Origin of the sequence: Microcoleus sp. LAD1_D5 (assembly GCF_036702115.1) — a bacterium.
Taxonomy (GTDB): Bacteria; Cyanobacteriota; Cyanobacteriia; order Cyanobacteriales; family Microcoleaceae; genus Microcoleus.
Map to the genome: position 1 here is coordinate 1 of NZ_JAUBSA010000096.1, position 17208 is coordinate 17208.

The following is a 17208-nucleotide window of genomic DNA, read 5'->3' on the forward strand; positions in this document are numbered from 1 at the left end:
CCTCGAATGCAGGAACCTCGCTCTGTCTTGAAAGCTAAACTGCGGGCGTGATTAAGCCTTTTTCAGTGCCATTGGACTTAAGTCCTCCTAAAACTACTAGGACTAGCGTCATTACTACAAATTAATTTGATTGCGGTTGTGCGGTCGCAACTAATATCATATCATGTCTATTCTGACAATGTTAAGTCACTCTATTTAATTAAACCTCAAACAAGCCCAGACTGGAGAAACCAGGTTTTTAAAAGAAACCTGGTTTCTGCGTTTTCTATTTTTAATCAACTAAACACTTAGTCGATGTTTAACTCATTCATCCCCTGTGGGTTGCCAATCAGGAAGCAATCTTCCCACTCAAAACTATTTTTAAGCTACGCTGCATCCGGGATAGCAACAGGTTCAGATTTTTTGGTGGTGAACTGTGCGGGGGGTGCAAATTCTCTGAGATATCTCGACACCGATCGCAAATATCCCACTTCTGCTTGAATAGAATCCAGCGTAGAAAGACTCTCCACCAAGTCATCAAATTCATCAGCAGTAACTCCAGCACTGTGCAAGACTTCTTGGCTCAGCCGCCCGCAGATTCCTTGCAGGAGGAGTTCGATAATCTCGCTATAGTCAGCGATTTCCGTTCCGTAACCTTGCAATTTCTTCGGATTAATTCCCCACTGCAAAATCTTCAACAAGTCTTCAGGGACACTCCACGCAAAAGAGGAAGCAATCACTTCTTTTTCCGCTGCGACAAGAGCGTGCTTGATTTGCACTTCGGGGAAATCTGGATCAATGATTAAGCTTTCCAGCTTCGACACTTGTTTATCTAAGACGGGCAAAGAAAAAGGAGCTAATTCTACACTCACCATGTCACCACTATCGTTAACACTTCTAAAAGGATCTTCCAAAACATTAATTAGGAGGTGAATGTCTGTAGGTTTTTTCCAGTCAAACTGTCCCAGGAAAAACGGTTCTTCGTATCCCGGTAAAAGTCCTTGAAAATAAATCGGCAGATTTTTGCCTGATTCAAGAATTTTATAAAGAGCTACTTCCAAGGTTTCTGTGGGCCACCCGAGATTACTTACGGCAACAAATTTCAGTTTTCCGGGAACCGACACAACCAGAGAATTCAGCAATAAATGTACGGCTTCGACCAGATTTTGAGCGGTTACGTAGCGGTGGGGAGCATGAACGTTGACAGTTTTACCTTGCTCTACTTTTTTGGACATTTGCTCGCAGAACAAGCTATTTTCCAACATATGAGTAAAGCGAACCATCCCGTAAGTGACATCTCCTTCTTGAGCTGCTTTGGCAAATTGCCATTCGGCAAACTTCTTCGAGGCGGCGTAAACTTCGGTTGTAAAATATCGAGATGTTTTGCCTGTGGAAGAGAAGATGCAGTGTTCTATGCCGTATTCTTCGCACAGTTGGATGACGTGTTTACATCCTAACAGGCTGGTTGTAACTGTTTCTCGGATTTTGATTTCAGCGAGTCCGGGTTGGCGCTGGGCTGCTAGGTGAAAAACAATTTCTGGTTTTTCTACCTCAAATATGTGTTTGAGCGCCTCGATGTTGCGAATGTCAACGGCATAGAAAGTTACTGCACCTTCTCTGGTAAAAAGCGGGAGATTTTCTTCGGGGTTTTGACATCGGGCGTTGTCGGCAGAAATGATTTTAGTTGCGCCTAATTCGAGGAGTTTTTCGATTAAGAAACTGCCGACACATCCTTCTCCGCCGGTGATGAGGATGGTTTTTCCTTGGATTTGGCTGCTGACTTTGGCCGCGTATAGGTGAATGGTGCGATCGCGCACGTCGCTAAAAGGTTCGCTTTCTAATTGTCCGTCGGCTTGATAAGCTGCGATTAGCTGTGCGGTGAGAGTTTGTAAGGCCGCGAGGATTTCAGGATCTTGCGGTTCCGGGGAACCGGGCGGAACTAGCTGCTGGATGCGATCGATGATTTCTGCTGTGCTGGCACCTTCAAACACTTCTCTTGGGTTAAATGCACTCTTCACTTTTTTTGCTCCTTTAAATTCTAGAAATACCGTTGCTGATAAGCGAGTTGTTAAACAAATTAGCGAGGGACAGAATCTTTAAAAGTCTGGTTGGTTTTAGGATTTTTTAGACAGAAAGCTACTTAATCGGAAAGACACGCCATCAGCTCTGCTTGTAGTTTTATTAAGCGCTTTTTTAACCGCCTTATTTCTGCGATCGGCAAATATCGGCAAAGTCGGAATCTTCTCTGTCCAAAATTTGTCACTACAACTATATACTTAAATTGCTCAGTGTTGGCAATACTCCGAACATATCTTTACTATTTCTTTGCAATTACCTGCGAGTTTTCACGCAATTTTAAAGTTTATGTAAAGTAAGGTCTATGTTTAAAAAACTTAACAATAAACTCGACATTGATTATATCATTTTACTATTTAATTAAAATGTATGTTTTGTTACTAAATAGAGCGGAGTTTTAAGTAAAAATACGCACCCAAACTCTAACCAAATATTTCCGTCTGCTGAAAAGCTTGTTATCTTGATGGGTGGGGTAGTCCTGCTGTGCCTACCCCTGTCTGTGTGCTGCTACTAGGCGCGAACGGTGCGTTCTTTTTTGCTACCTTCAAAGCCACGAGCGTCCCCAACATCGTAGCCTCCTGTCCGCAAGCGGCGGTCTAAATCGCTGGCTTCGGGAGAAGTTTTTGCTGCTTCTTCGATCGTCACTCTGCCTTCAAGCACCAGTTTGTAAAGACCTTGGTTGATAATCTGCATTCCTTCGTAAGTATCATGTTCCATTAATCGGAAAGCTTCATCATCAGCACCTTTCATCAAGTAATCGTGCATGGCAGGTGTATTCACCAAAATATCGTGAACTGCTATCCGACGGTTGTCAACTGTTGGCAGCAAAAGTTGAGCAATTACCGCTACTAAAGAATCGCAAATTTGAATCCGCATCGCCTGTTGTTCCTCGGGCGGGTAGAGGTTCAACAACCGATTAATAGCGTTAATGGCGCTGCGAGTGTGGAGAGTTCCCAATACTAAGTGACCTGTTTGAGCTGCTTGCAACGCTGTATTGATGGTAACGCGATCGCGCATTTCCCCGATGAGAATTACATCTGGATCTTCCCGCAAAACTGCCCGCAAAGCCTGCTGAAACTCATGAGTATGCAAGCCGACTTCCCGCTGGCTGACCAAGCATTTTTTGGAGGGGTGAATGAATTCGATCGGGTCTTCAATTGTAACTACGTGCTTTTGCTCCATCTGATTCAGGTGGTCGATCATCGCAGCTACGGTTGTCGATTTCCCCGAACCGGTAGGCCCAGTAACCAATATTAATCCCTGCGATCGCAAAATGATATTTTTGAAAACTTCTGGCAACCTCAAGGAATCGATAGTAGGTATTTCCAAACTGATCAACCGCAATACTAGGGCACCGCCGCTGAGGGAATCAAAACAGTTGAGCCGACACCGCACGAAGCCAGGGTAAAAAATTGCTGAATCTAATTCCTTGGTAGTTGCAAACTGTTTTCGCTGTTCGGGGGTGAGAATTTCGGCTAGGTAATGTTCAAAAATTTCTGGCGTTACTTTAGGGTGGGTGGTCGCTACTTGCATCACACCGCGAATCCGAAATCGAGGTACTTGGCCGACTCGAATGTGAATGTCGGAAGCCGAGGCACTATGGGCATCTCTGACCATTTGTTCGATCGTACTGACGGGTGTCTCAACAGGCCGCTGCTGCTGCTGCTGCTGCTGCTGCTGCTGCTGCTGCTGCTGCTGCTGCTGCTGCTGCTGGGCTGCGGGGGGCGCACTCGGCGCGGGTGGAGGCGGCGCGGGAGTTGCAGCCAAAGGCGGGGGCGGGGGCGGTGTTCGGCGGGCTTGAGCCTCTGGTCGAAGGGGTGTAGGATTGTTTAATGGGTTCATTTTTTTGTCTCCAGTCAGTCTATTTTAGATTTTAGATTTTAGATTTTAGATTTACTCCACAGATTAATCTGGGAGCAAGAACTAGAGTCTAAAATTTGGGGATCGACCCTGACTGAGTGTCGGGGGCTTGTATCCGTTTTTGGGCGGGGTCAATGTAGATTTATTGCGAAAAAATGCCCGATTTCTAATCTAATCGCTCGCAGCTAATTCGGTGTTAAATGCTGAGAATATTTTAGAATTAGGCTTGATGGGGCGATCGAGTAATTAACAATTTAAACTCCTATGAACATCGGTCACAAAATTGCTGACTGGCTCGAAAATCGAGCTGTCACCCCCGCCTACGCGGGTTGGCTGCTCTTGGGGATGACGGTTTTCTTTTTTGGGTCTGCGACCAATACAATGTCTGGGTGGCTATATGTGCTTAGCGGTGGGGGTTTGGCGCTGTTGGGAGTAGCGGCAGTTTTGCCGGGAAAATCCCTCCGTTCCTTGGAAGTCCGTCGCCGCCCCATCGAACCGGTGAGTGCGGGCGATCAAATCACCGTCGAACTAGAAATCGAAAATCGCGCCCGCCAACCTAAGACTCTGTTACAAGTCGTAGACATCTTGCCGTTTGTATTGGGAGAACCCGTCGCCCGCCCCATCGAAGTCATAGACCCTAACAGTATATACAGGGATACATACTATCTAGAAGTCCGGCAGCGCGGGGTCTATCGTTGGCAAGAGGTAAACTTGAGGACGGCGGCACCTTTAGGGTTGTTTTGGTGCCGGCGCAGTCGCCCAGTCAAAGCGGTGGCGGTTGTCTATCCACAAGTTTTGCCCTTGAGCACTTGCCCTTTGATCGATCGCATCGGTCAAGAAGACAGCCCGCAATTTTACAATCGTAGTCGATCGCAAACTGCTACCGAAGGCCTCACCCGCAACCTGAGACCTTACCGCCACGGAGACCCCACCCGCCTAATTCACTGGCGCACCAGCGCCCGCTACGGAGAACTGCGGGTGAGAGAGTTAGAAGTTGCCGCCGGCGGTCAAGAAATTATTATTGCTCTCGACAGCGCTGCGGCGTGGCAGTCAGAAGAATTTGAACGAGCCGTGACTGTAGCGGCGTCTCTTTACTTCTATGCTAGCAAGCGCCTCTTAAACGTCAAACTTTGGACTGCCCGGACTGGACTCGTATCGGGGAACCGGGTAGTTTTGGAAACTTTAGCGGCGGTTAATGCTGGGGAAGATGCGGTTGAGAGTCTGCCGAAATTGCCGATAATTTGGCTGACTCAAAATTCTGCAAGTTTAAGCACTCTTTCCCCAGGCAGCCGCTGGGTACTCTGGCCGAGTGCCACTGCTGAAATAGGAGAAAAAATGTTAGTAAAACATGAGTTACCCGGTTTAGAAATTCGCTCCGACCGACCCTTAGAACTTCAGTTACAAGATACTCTGGAAAGAGCGATTAGTTATTAAGATAGTCCACGCCCGATCCTCTGGAAAGAGCCATTAGTTATTAAGATTAACTTCATGAGTTTTTAGGTATCAGAAACTTTTTCCCTTTTTAATCACATATTTTGGGCGACTTAAGAGTACCCACCACAATATTTTAATTCGAGAGAGATAGTTTAATTTAAATGGCGATCGAGCCGATCGAACTCTTTGCCTGACCATAAAATCTCAATCCCTATCACTCTCTAGTGTCGGGGATAATTTCGACTACATACTCCGGTACATATTCGGGTCGATTTTCGGACCGATTCGGGGGCAAATTCTGGGGCAAATTCTCCGGTGGATGCTCCAGCCTGACTCGCCGGATCGGGAGATTTGCAATCAGTGCTGTTGCCCGCTGGTCGCTCTCCAGCGAGAACTCAGATCCGGTGGTATCGATTTCCACGTAGCGAGATACCACCTCTAGAATTTCTCGGCGCATCGACTCAACCATTTCTGGGCTGAGTTCTGAGCGATCGTGGGCTAGAACCAGTTTGAGGCGCCGTTTTACCTCGTCGCGGCTGTTGTCAGGGGTGCGCGGGAAAAGTCGTTCGAGAAGTGTATGTATCATGGGTCGGGCTGGTTTGTCAAGGGTTAGGCATAGAAAAGGTCATACCATTTTCGATTTTCGATTTTCGATTGTCGATTGGGGAATCAGTGATTCCCGTCAGGTTTCGAGCTGGGCGACACTTTCATTCTTTTTGGGAACTGGTGTAACTGGGGGAAAATTTGGGCTAGTTTTTGTGATGCGGTCGCTGCTGTTAAAGATCGATCGCTCATATTGCAGCACATCACATAATTTTAGTGTTTAAGAACTTGCGGAGGCGAGTGAAGAAGTTTTCCCGACGGGGATTGAGATCTAGAAATTCAACTTTTTCGCCTTCTAAGCGGCGGGCAATATTGTCGAAGGCAGTTCCAGCTAAAGAGGCCGTTTCCGACAATACTAATGGTTCCCCTCGGTTGGTGGAAACGATGACGCGCTCGTCGTCGGGAACGACGCCTAACAGCGGAATGGCAAGGATTTCCCGCACGTCTTGTACCGACATCATATCATTTGCCAGCACCATTGCGGGCCTGATCCGGTTGACGATGAGGTTGATTTTCTTGACGTTGTTGGCTTCCAGCAGGCCGATGACTCGATCGGCATCGCGGACAGCAGCGATTTCGGGAGTGGTGACAATTATCCCTTCTTGAGCCGGCGCGATCGCATTTTGAAAACCTTGTTCAATTCCAGCAGGAGAGTCGATCAAAATATAGTCGTATTTTGCTCCCAACATCCCCACAAGCTGCTTCATTTGCTCGGCGCTGATGGCATCTTTCATCCGAGTTTGGGCAGCCGGCAACAGCACCAAGCGCGGCTGCCGCTTATCTTTCACCAAAGCTTGCTCTAATCGGCACTCTCCTGCGAGAACTTCTAATGCCGTATAAACAATGCGATTTTCTAAGCCCAGCAGCAAGTCTAAATTTCTGAGACCGAAATCGGCATCAATTACGGCAACGTTACGCCCCCGCTTAGCTAAAGCCATGCCGAGATTGGCTGTGGAGGTGGTTTTTCCTACCCCGCCTTTCCCTGATGTAACAACAATAATGCGAGCCATAAGCGATTTTAGATTTATTGGGAATTGGGAATTGGTGATTGGTAATTGGTAATGGCTAAGTGATAATTGGTCTTATTGTTAATTGATAATTGGCAATTCTTCTTTGGTAATTAGGCAGCCATCGGTTATTCAGGGAATTACAGCAGATGCCACGTTTATGAAGGACGCCACGCGATCGTTCTATCCCCGCCGTAGGGACACGGCGAAAGCCTTTGCCCCTACTTCATAAACTCACAACTTTCTTTGTTCTACTAATTCTCTATGAATTTGCACTTAATTTTTAAAGCGTCCTTTAGTGACTGATTTAGCCCCGGCAAAAATTATCAAGTGCAGGGTTAAAGAGAAATAGTATTACCAATTACCAATTATCACTGACCAATTACCAATTATCACTGACCAATTATCGATTACTCATTACCCCCGACTAACTGCGATTTGTCAAAATCAGAGGCTCTACCGATCCGAATCCCTTGGGGCGTCACATAGGCGACTTCCGGGAAAAACTGAGCGGGTGAGGTTTCTGGGCCTCTGGCAACATACTTAGCAATCCTAATCACCATCGGTTCCATCTGCAAGGTCATAATCACACTTTTGGTATTACCACCGGCACCGGCGTGCACGACTCCCCGCAAACGGCCCCAAACTAGGATATCGCCTCCGGCGATGACTGAGCCGCCGGGATTTACGTCTCCCAAAAGTACGATCGTGCCTGGATGGCGAATTTCTACGCCCGATCGCACTGTCATCTGCAAATATAAAGGTTCCGCCAGCGATTGCGGTTTTTCGGCAGTGGCTTTATTCAGGGAAGAAACCGGAGGCTGCTGTTCTACACAATAGCCTGCCGTAGCTGCGGCAACGGCTGTTTGGCGGCGGTTGGTGTGGACTCGTTTGAGTTGCAGTTCCACTTCGGAGAGGGCATCAGCGATTTCTTGCAGTTGGCGGATATCTAAAAGTCGATCGTTCCCCATCAATTGTACTTCTGCGTTTGGCTGCCAAAAGCGTTCTCCCGCATTCAGCCTGACTTTTAGCTGCTGCCAAAGTTCAGTCCAAGTCGAGGCGGAGGCTGTTGCAGGTTCGTTATTAGTTTCTGGGGGGAGTAGCAACAGTAGCTGTCCATCTTCTGTCTTGAGTCGGACTTGCAACTCTAAGCTGACTTCGGGTGTGGATTGAGGGGCGGCAGCAGCGGCTGCGGCGGAGGCATCGGGTGTCATGGGACAGTTTGATATCGGGTAGGGACAGGTTAACATCAATATTAGCCTGAGTCGTCTTTTGGCTCAGCATTTGGGGAGAAAGTCTTGTTTTTTTATTTTTAACGGCAGTTAGGGCAGTTCTATTTCGTTTGTGAAGAAGATTTTGTTTTAATGAACCACAGAGGGCGCAGAGGGCACAGAGAAAGAGAATTAAGAGTTCAGAAGATATAAGGAGAGAAGTTCACAAATTTGGTATCGATTATTGTGAACGAGATTTTTTTTGAATGAACCGCAGAGGACGCAGGACACAGAGAAAGAGAATTAAGAGAAGAGGGAAAGAGAGAATTTGCCAATTTTGGCATCGATTGTTATACACGCAGATCAGATGCAGATAGAAATAGTTTTGAATTCAATAGCGCTTACTAATTATTAATTTTCAATTACGTTATGCAGCAAATAGAACATTATCGCGGCAGTCTTCTCGGTTTAGCACTTGGCGATGCTCTCGGAACCACTTTAGAGTTCTGTCGCCCTGGAACGTTTGCGCCTATTAACGATATTGTTGGCGGCGGCCCGTTTAAACTGCAACCGGGCGAGTGGACGGACGATACTTCGATGGCGCTTTGTTTGGCTGAAAGTTTGATTGAGAAACGAGGTTTCAATCCAGTCCATCAGTTAAAAACTTATTTGCGGTGGTGGCGAGACGGACATTTGAGCAGCACTGGTAAATGTTTTGATATTGGCAATACGGTTCAACTAGCACTTGGGAAGTTTGAAGATACAAACAAACCTTACTGCGGTTCTACGGATGCTTGGGCTGCTGGAAATGGTTCGATTATGCGTTTGGCTCCCGTGCCTTTGTTTTATGCGAATAATCCTTTAGAAGTAATAGAAAAATCGGCAGAAAGTTCTCGAACTACTCACGGTGCTGCTACTTGTGTGGATGCTTGCCGTTATTTGGGTGCTTTAATTGCGGGGGCGGTGAATGGAGTTGCTAAAGATGTGTTGCTTTCGGAAAGATATTGTCCGATTTCTGGATATTGGGCAGCAAATCCCCTGGTAGCAGAGATTGATGAGATTGCGGCGGGTTCCTTTAAATTGCGACAACCTCCTGAAATTAAAGGTACTGGTTATGTTGTCAAGTCTTTGGAGGCGGCACTTTGGGCGTTTTACAACAGTTCTTCTTTTGCTGAAGGCTGTTTGTTGGCTGTAAATTTGGGCGACGATGCGGATACCACTGGTGCGGTTTACGGACAGTTGGCTGGGGCTTTTTACGGAGAATGTGGTATACCGGAAAAATGGCGATCGCAATTGGCGTATCTCCCTTTAATTGAATCTTTCGCCGATCGACTCTGGACTTTATCTCGATCGAGCTGAATATTTACCACAGTTTGCCACTGCATGACAACAGAGTAATCGGTCATCGGTAATTGTCAACCACTAAAGTGCGACTAATGATTACTGACTAATAACTGCAAAACTTCTTGACTTTTGCAACAAGTTGTGTTTAGCGGATTTACTCCGCATACCTCTAAAAAAAAAGATTTATTTACAAATCTTAATGTTTGATTAAATTTAGTATTATAATCTTGGTAACTTCCAACTAAGTATTTATTCTCACTATCATGATAGCGGATCAATTTCCTTGGCTGACCGCAATTGTCATCCTACCCCTCCTCGCTTCCATCGCCATCCCTTTTCTGCCCGATACAGACGGCAAAACCGTGCGCTGGTATGCGCTAGGCGTAGGTATTGCAGATTTTGTATTAATGTGCTGGGTGTTTTGGACTCATTACGATCCGAGTATCTCTAGTTTCCAAATCGTAGAGCAGTATTCGTGGATACCTTCTTTAGGCCTCAACTGGTCTGTTTCCGTTGACGGACTGTCAGTTCCCCTGGTACTGTTGGCGGGATTGGTGACGACTCTATCTATTTTTGCTGCATGGGAAGTCGATCGCAAGCCACGACTCTTCTACTTCCTGATGCTGGTGATGTACTCCGCACAAATAGGAGTGTTCGTTGCCCAAGACATCATGCTGCTGTTCATTGTCTGGGAACTAGAACTCATTCCGGTGTACCTGCTAATCTCGATTTGGGGCGGACAAAACCGCCGCTACGCAGCTACCAAATTCTTGATTTACACCGCAGGCGCTTCCATCTTTATTTTGATAGCTGCCTTAGCAATGGCATTTTACGGCGGAGGCACCCCCACCTTCGACATGGTAGAACTAGGCTTGAAGGACTACCCACTCGGTTTAGAATTACTGCTTTATGCGGGATTGTTCATTGCTTTCGGCGTGAAACTGGCGATTTTCCCCTTCCACACTTGGCTACCTGACGCCCACGGCGAAGCATCTTCTCCCGTGTCGATGATTCTGGCAGGTGTGTTGCTGAAAATGGGCGGATACGGACTGATTCGCCTGAATTTGGAACTTCTTCCCAAAGCACACGTTTACTTTGCACCGATTATGGCGGTGCTCGGCGTGGTCAATATTATCTACGGCGCGCTGAATTCCTTCGGCCAATCGAACATGAAGCGTCGCTTAGCCAATTCGTCGATTTCTCACATGGGATTCGTGTTGTTGGGTATTGCTTCCTTCACGGATTTGGGAATCAACGGGGCGCTGTTGCAAATGATTTCCCACGGTTTAATCGCCTCAGTATTGTTTTTCCTGGCTGGCGTTACTTACGATCGCACCCATACAATGATCATGGATGAAATGGGCGAGATTGGCAAAGTCATGCCGAAAGTGTTTGCCTTGTTTACCGTAGGCGCGATGGCATCTTTGGCACTTCCGGGAATGAGCGGTTTTGCTAGCGAACTTTCGGTATTTGTCGGTGTAGCAACTAGCGATATCTACAGCGATTCTTTCCGCGCAGCGATTGTGTTCCTGTCGGCGGTTGGAGTGATTTTGACACCGATTTATTTGCTCTCGATGCTGCGACAGTTATTTTACAACTGTGGGACACTAGCGGCTTGCGACCTTGAGGATCTGAATTTGCAGAACCAGAGAAACAATCTGGATGCAGCGGTTTGTTTCGGTAATAGTTGCGTTTTGCCTGGTGATGCAGAGTTTATTGATGCTAAACCTCGCGAATTGGCGATCGCATTTTGCTTTTTGATACCGATTGTCGGCATTGGTTTCTATCCTAAGATGGCGATGCAAGTCTACGATGCCAAGACTGTCGCAGTCACCGCAGAAGTCCGCCAATCTTACATCCAAATTGCTCAAGAAAATCCTCGGATTTATGCGAATCAACTTTTGCTTCCCAAAATTGCACAAGCTCAAAAATCGCCTGCTTTGGGCAAAATTACAAGGTCTGAATCTGCATCGGTTTTGGGCATTGTCAAATAATTTTATCGAATTCTGTTTTTGTTAAAAATTGGGCGATCGCTTTTGGCAAAGGGCGATCGCTTTTTTCTTATCGCTGAATTTCTGAAATAATTTGCGCCAGATTCTCCCTAGCATATCCCACCTCAAGAATCGATTTATCCTCCAGGTCAGAGGCAACTTTCTTCAAGATATTTAGCGGTTCTTCAGAGCCTATCGTCTTCATAAACAACACTTGCAACCGATTTTTTACTAATGCTAAAATAGAGCTACTTGGTTCGCCTTTATCCCCTTTCCGTTTAGCAATATTGATGCTCAATTTGTGAGTTTTCAACAGCCCCATTCTTTCTATTCCTTGCGTCTTAACCGTCTCCAAAACCTCAGCTCGAATTTGCTCCCCTAATCTGTCGCTCACATATTGCACGATCAAAGGCTGAAGCATAAAAACAGTTTCCCCGCCCTTACTAATTTTTTCAATCAGCGAGCGACGACCCAGAGAATCGAGATTTTTCAGCAAATCCGAAAGCGATAAATTGACCAAGATATGCTCTCGCAAACTCCCCAGGGAAATCGGACTTTGAGCAATAGCAATCCAGTAGGCAATCTCTTGTTCAGAGCTCGACATTCGCTCGAACTGCTGCGCCAGCAAATTGCTGATATGTTCTTCAATAAATAACGCCGTTGCTTCCAAAAGCTTTAAAACATTTCCCTCGAAAAACTCGTTAATTGTGGTCGCTACAATCTTTAATGCTAACAGATTGCCTCCGTAGCGGGATAACAAGATTTCCAACTCTTGATCTTGAGCCGACAAACCTTTTTCTTGGAAAATTTCCCGCGCTATTTCCGAGGAAATAGCAGGTTTTAAAGACCGCACTTTTTCTCCCGCCAGCAAAGCCAGTTCCGTAGGTTCTTCTGAACTAACTAGCAGTAAACAGCTATTGTGATTGACCTCTGACAGCCGCACAATTAAATCTCGATATCCTTCGCAGCCTTCGCGGTAGTGTCCCGCTAATTCTTCTGGTCTGAGAACCGCTTCAAAATCGTCTAAAATTACCAGACAGCGGTGTTTCCGCAGATACTCGACCAATCGCGAAATTTGGCTGTTGAGGTCGATCTGTACATCGGGTTGTTGTTGGTTATAAAAAAGTTGAATTAAGCTTCCTAGGAAGTCGGATGGTGCTGGTGTCGATCGCAGCGATCGCCAAATCACAAAATCAAACTCATTCTGTACCTGTTTTGCCAACTGCACCGACAGAGTTGTTTTGCCGCTACCAGCCAAACCCAGCAGCGCTACCAGGCGACAATTATCTGATACAGTCCACTGCTTTAAAGTAGTTAATTCTTCAGTCCGTCCGTAAAAAACCGAAACATCCGGTGCTTGACCCCAATCTTCCTGTCGGTGTCCGTTAGCGAAGCCCTCGGAGAGGAGCGCCATCTTCAATAGAGAGCCTTTACGTCGACTAAAATCGCTCGTTCCCTGATCCGTGTGGTATGAGAACAGCAACTGATGCCTCAATTCCGAAAGCTTTCCAGGGCCGTTCCCCCCGATCTGAAACTTTTTGTAAACTTCGCCGAGTCTTTTGCGAACGGCGATGTCGCTAATGCCAAGCTTTGTGGCGATCTTCGCCGTAGATTGACCATCGAGAGCCATAAACACAGTTTCTAACTCGGCATCTGTGACACCGCGCTGTTTGGCGATCGTTTGCACAAAGTTTTGAGGAATCGGAGTAGTCAAGGTAGGAATCTCGCCTATACTAAAAAAATCTATCTTCTATTATATTCTGTGAGTTCTCGCGGGCGAGCAATTGAATCGAATCTGCAAACGTTCAGCTTGCTTTTTGCTGTTTAGGCAGTTTTAGATATTTATACCCCTTTATCGATTGTGATATCAGTTTAAACAAAGAATGCAACTGTAGGCCCGCGATCCAAACCCATACAGAATCAGTCATTACCAATTTTTCAATTCTTTAATTCTTTAATTTAAAAGGGTATGAGGAACCGGGAATGGATCGGCATTGATTGTTGCTATGTCCCTACCGGTAGAACCTATTGTAGGATGGGTGGAGGCACGGCGATTAATTTATAGCACCAAACCATAAATCTCCAACCGCGCCACCACTCACCCCCAACCAACAACCGGGTAAATTCACCATTCCTGAAAGCAGCGCTGTATCAGGCTCAGCCAAAAACCTTCGCACTAGCGCGGTATTCTTCCGTCGAAACCAGCCGCCAACTCCCATCGCCCAAAAGTTCCAAAACCTGCTGGTGATATTGCAGCAAACTCATTCTGTGGCCGACACTGACAAACGTAGTTTTAGTGGCTTGCAATTGCTCGTATAAATGTTGCTCGTTCTTCAAATCCAAAGCACTTGTCGCCTCATCCAACATAGCGTATCTCGGTTCCGTCAATAACAATCTAGCAAAAGCTAAACGTTGCTGTTCTCCCAGCGACAAAATCTCACCCCAATCTAAATCCGCATCAAAACCGCCCAATCTGTCGGGCAAATCTGCTAAATTTACTGATGCCAAAACGAGGTGCAATTTTTCCTCATCAACTGCGCTGCTGGTATTGGGATACAAAAGTTGCGATCGCAAACTACCCAAAATCATATAAGGACGCTGCGGCAAAAACAACATTTCTCGGAGTTCCGGCCGCGCCAAACGGCCGGTTCCCGATTCCCACAAACCCGCAATTGCCCGCAGCAAAGAACTCTTCCCAGCACCGCTTTGACCGACAATTAACAGTCCTTCCCCTGGCGACACCGCTACCGACAAATCCCTAATCAAAGTCTTTTGCTGCTTCGGAGTATATAAAGTAACGTGTTCCAATGTCAACTGCGAATTTATAACTGTATCGATTCTTCGGATTTCGTCGAATTTAATAGCATTTTTTTCATTTTTTAAAGACTCATTAAACGTAGCTAGACGATTAATACCCGCCGCAAAAGCACTCAAGTCTTCAATATTATATACCACCAAAGAAAATGCCTCTAAAACCTGACGAAAAGCAAATTCAGCTTGAGTAATATCGCCGTATCTTATCTCACCTGCAAAGTAGATAGAAGCCAGAAACAAAGAGGGGATAATATAAGTTGCATATTTATAAGTGCGTGTAAAATATTCCAGATTCCGCTGCCAGCCAATTAGCAAATTAAAGTTCCGAACTGCTTCTAAAAATCGGTGTTTCACCTGAACAGATTCCTGTGCTTCTCCCCGGTAAAAGGCAATTGATTCTGCATTGTCCCTAATGTGAACCAATCCATAGCGAAAGTCAGCTTCTTTGCGAAGCTGATTGAAGTTCAAAACAATCAACCTTTTGCCAAAAATTACCATTACTGCCGTGCCAAAGACAGCATAAATAATTAGACCTATCGAAAGGCCTTCAGAAATAGACCAGAGAATCCACGTAAACGAAATAACATCAATAACTGCTCCCAACATCAGCAGCAAAAAATATAAACTTGTGCTAGTAAACGAGTTTATGTCTTCAGAAATTCGCTGGTCGGGATTGTCAATTTCTTTCTGAGAATTTACTTCGTAATAAGCGCGGTTTTGAAAATATCTATCCAGGAAACTATCAGTCATCCACTCTCGCCAATACAGTCCTAGTTTATCTTGGGTATAGCGGTAAATCACCACTATCGGAGTACCGATTATGAAAACTCCAGCATAGACCCACATAAACCGCCAAAAAGTGGTTTGATCTTTTTCAGCAAGTGATGTCGTAAAAAAGTTACCAATGTAGCTAATTACTACGTTAATTCCGCTAACCGACAGCGACAAAAATAGCAGCAGAGCTAACATTATCCACTGCTTCCAGCGCGGTATCAACTTGCTTCGGAAAAAGACAAAAGCAGCCAGCGGGAGGATTAGCATTAAACCAACGATCGCAATTGTCGGTGAGTAGATAATCCCTTTAATCAAAGTAGCTAAGCCAGCGGCCACCCCGTTAAAAGCGTCTGGAAAAAAGAGTTGAGCACCCAAACTGACAACACTGACAGCCACAAACATCGCAGCGAAGAGAAATATCAACAACAGCGCCACTAATCCTAAAAATATTCTGCCGCCCCCAGGCTCTAAAGGATAAAAGTAAGGCTGAGCGATCGCAATAAATCTCTGCCACAACTGACGGTCAAATCGATTCATCTTTGCTGTTTACAAAACTACTTTGACTGTTCTAACATATCAAGTGTTGTGACAAACTGCAGCAGTAATTTATTTCGGAGTTTCGCGAAAAAATTTGTCTCACCCACAGACGGAAACTGGTTTTCCGACTTAACTGGTGGCAAGAAAAAATTTAAGAGCTTAGTTCACGCTCTTAGATTCCTCTGTTGAATCAATTCTTTAATCTCAAATCTCAAATCGCTCTAGCTGGAAGAAGTTGCGCTATCGCCGGCCAAGTCCGACTGCAACTTACTGCTGTAAAATCGTTGGCTAATCCCTAAAATTACTTGTTTCATTAGCCAATACAAAACAGCAATTACTACAAAAGTGACAGCCATTACTAAAACCGGACGCTTGCCTATCAAATCGTTCATTACTGTGTTAACTAGCGCATCGGGGTTAGTCAGAATATCCCAACTGTTGAAGCGGATAAATCGCCCTAAATAAATTCCGATCGCCGAAAGTGCGTGTATAGTTATCTCCGTTGCCAGGATAAATTTACTCCAACCCTGTTGCTTCAAATAGTAACCCAAATTCATCACCGACAGCACGTAAGCCCCAAACCCGGCCAGCATAAACGCCAGATACTGCGGGATCAAAGCTAGAGTCACAATCCACACCGAGTGCCCCTCTTTAATCTGGCGAATCAGGTGAATGATATCAGTTAAAACGTAGGGCGCATTGGGTAAAAATGCGATAAACCAGAAAAAGCCGACCCACCACCGGAGAGAGCGAACTCCGCGCTGCCGCAGTACCCAGATGTCTAAAGCCATCAGTGCCAGCGTAATCGCGATCGCCCCCAAAACGTATGTTTTGCCCACATCTTGCACTATGTGCTTCAGATAGGCAAAAACAGGGCGCGTACTGAACAAAAAAGTAGCGCCGAGGAGAAAGCCCGTACCCCACAGCAGCCAGCGCGATCGAGGTTTGCGGAACAGCCAAAAACTCAGGCCCAGCGGTACTAAACTCAAAAACAAATTCCAAGACATCCAGCGGACATTGTGTCCCATTGCTTGCAGCGCTTCCAGGATTAATCCCATCATGTCAATTTTTATACACTTAAAGGTTTGATGCAGCACCGCTTCATTCGCAGCTTCAGTCTATTTTAGTCCTTAACTTGTAGGGTGCATCCGCTTATCGCTCCAGACGGCGCGCCTGAAAATTAGGAACTGCTACTACTTGTAGGGTGCGTCAGCTTATGACTCCACGCCCGCGCCTGAAAATCTAAAATCGACTGACGCACCCTACCACTGTGGAGTCAATTCTAAAATCTAAAATCTAAAATCTAAATCTAAAATCTAAAATCTAAAATCGACTGACGCACCCTACTCTTTATACACTTTGTCGATCGGAATCTCAATCTTAAAAGTCGTTCCGCATCCTATGGACGAAATACACTCAATATTGCCCTTGTGCTTTTCCACCACAATCGAGTGCGCGATAGACATTCCCAACCCCGTACCTTTACCCACAGCTTTTGTAGTACAATACTCCGGACAGTTTTTAAAGAGGGATGCGACGCCTACGGCAAGCAACGCTTACGCAATAAATCACAGAAGC

At 45.9% G+C, this 17208-nt stretch carries 11 protein-coding genes and 1 pseudogene; 3 read left to right on the forward strand and 9 right to left on the reverse strand.

The features are described from left to right. Positions 1 to 365: 365 nt before the first annotated feature. Positions 366 to 1997, reverse strand: coding sequence for a polysaccharide biosynthesis protein (locus tag QUA70_RS25540; RefSeq protein ID WP_333350634.1), 1632 nt, complete (start codon positions 1995 to 1997; stop codon positions 366 to 368). 568 nt (positions 1998 to 2565) lie between these two features. Beyond that, on the reverse strand, positions 2566 to 3897 hold the full coding sequence (locus QUA70_RS25545) for a PilT/PilU family type 4a pilus ATPase (protein WP_333350635.1): 1332 nt from the start codon (positions 3895 to 3897) through the stop codon (positions 2566 to 2568). Between the two features lie 282 nt (positions 3898 to 4179). On the opposite strand from QUA70_RS25545, the gene QUA70_RS25550 reads away from it, so the two are divergent. Further along, entirely contained in the window at positions 4180 to 5349 is a 1170-nt protein-coding gene (locus QUA70_RS25550) for a DUF58 domain-containing protein (RefSeq protein ID WP_333350637.1), read from the forward strand. 214 nt (positions 5350 to 5563) lie between these two features. On the opposite strand, the gene minE is transcribed toward QUA70_RS25550, so the two are convergent. The 3 genes from minE to minC all read right to left on the reverse strand — a co-directional run bounded on the left by minE (position 5564) and on the right by minC (position 8173). Continuing rightward, entirely contained in the window at positions 5564 to 5935 is a 372-nt protein-coding gene (gene minE / locus QUA70_RS25555) for a cell division topological specificity factor MinE (protein WP_333333063.1), read from the reverse strand. A 220-nt stretch (positions 5936 to 6155) separates the two neighbouring features. Next, positions 6156 to 6962, reverse strand: coding sequence for a septum site-determining protein MinD (minD, locus tag QUA70_RS25560; protein ID WP_172190817.1), 807 nt, complete (start codon positions 6960 to 6962; stop codon positions 6156 to 6158). 407 nt (positions 6963 to 7369) lie between these two features. Further along, positions 7370 to 8173 (reverse strand): septum site-determining protein MinC, encoded by an 804-nt coding sequence (gene minC / locus QUA70_RS25565; protein WP_333350639.1) that lies wholly within the window; start codon positions 8171 to 8173, stop codon positions 7370 to 7372. A 426-nt stretch (positions 8174 to 8599) separates the two neighbouring features. Here minC and QUA70_RS25570 point away from each other — a divergent pair, with 426 nt between their 5' ends. Both QUA70_RS25570 and QUA70_RS25575 read left to right on the forward strand, forming a co-directional pair. Further along, entirely contained in the window at positions 8600 to 9529 is a 930-nt protein-coding gene (locus QUA70_RS25570; RefSeq protein ID WP_333350641.1) for an ADP-ribosylglycohydrolase family protein, read from the forward strand. Positions 9530 to 9777: 248 nt separating this feature from the next. Further along, the gene (locus tag QUA70_RS25575) at positions 9778 to 11508 is read left to right on the forward strand and encodes an NAD(P)H-quinone oxidoreductase subunit 4 (protein WP_333333057.1); all 1731 of its coding nucleotides are present in this window, start codon (positions 9778 to 9780) and stop codon (positions 11506 to 11508) included. Positions 11509 to 11575: 67 nt separating this feature from the next. Here the strand turns inward: QUA70_RS25575 and QUA70_RS25580 are convergent, their stop codons facing one another. The 4 genes and pseudogenes from QUA70_RS25580 to QUA70_RS25595 form a co-directional block, all read right to left on the reverse strand. After that, complete coding sequence (locus tag QUA70_RS25580) at positions 11576 to 13219, reverse strand: NB-ARC domain-containing protein (RefSeq protein WP_333350643.1); 1644 nt, start codon at positions 13217 to 13219, stop codon at positions 11576 to 11578. Positions 13220 to 13662: 443 nt separating this feature from the next. Then, the gene (locus QUA70_RS25585; protein WP_333350645.1) at positions 13663 to 15630 is read right to left on the reverse strand and encodes an ABC transporter ATP-binding protein/permease; all 1968 of its coding nucleotides are present in this window, start codon (positions 15628 to 15630) and stop codon (positions 13663 to 13665) included. 221 nt (positions 15631 to 15851) lie between these two features. Beyond that, positions 15852 to 16691, reverse strand: coding sequence for a DUF1361 domain-containing protein (locus tag QUA70_RS25590; RefSeq protein ID WP_333350647.1), 840 nt, complete (start codon positions 16689 to 16691; stop codon positions 15852 to 15854). Between the two features lie 282 nt (positions 16692 to 16973). Continuing rightward, positions 16974 to 17138, reverse strand: a pseudogene (locus QUA70_RS25595) (ATP-binding protein); the annotation flags it as partial. Positions 17139 to 17208: the final 70 nt, after the last annotated feature.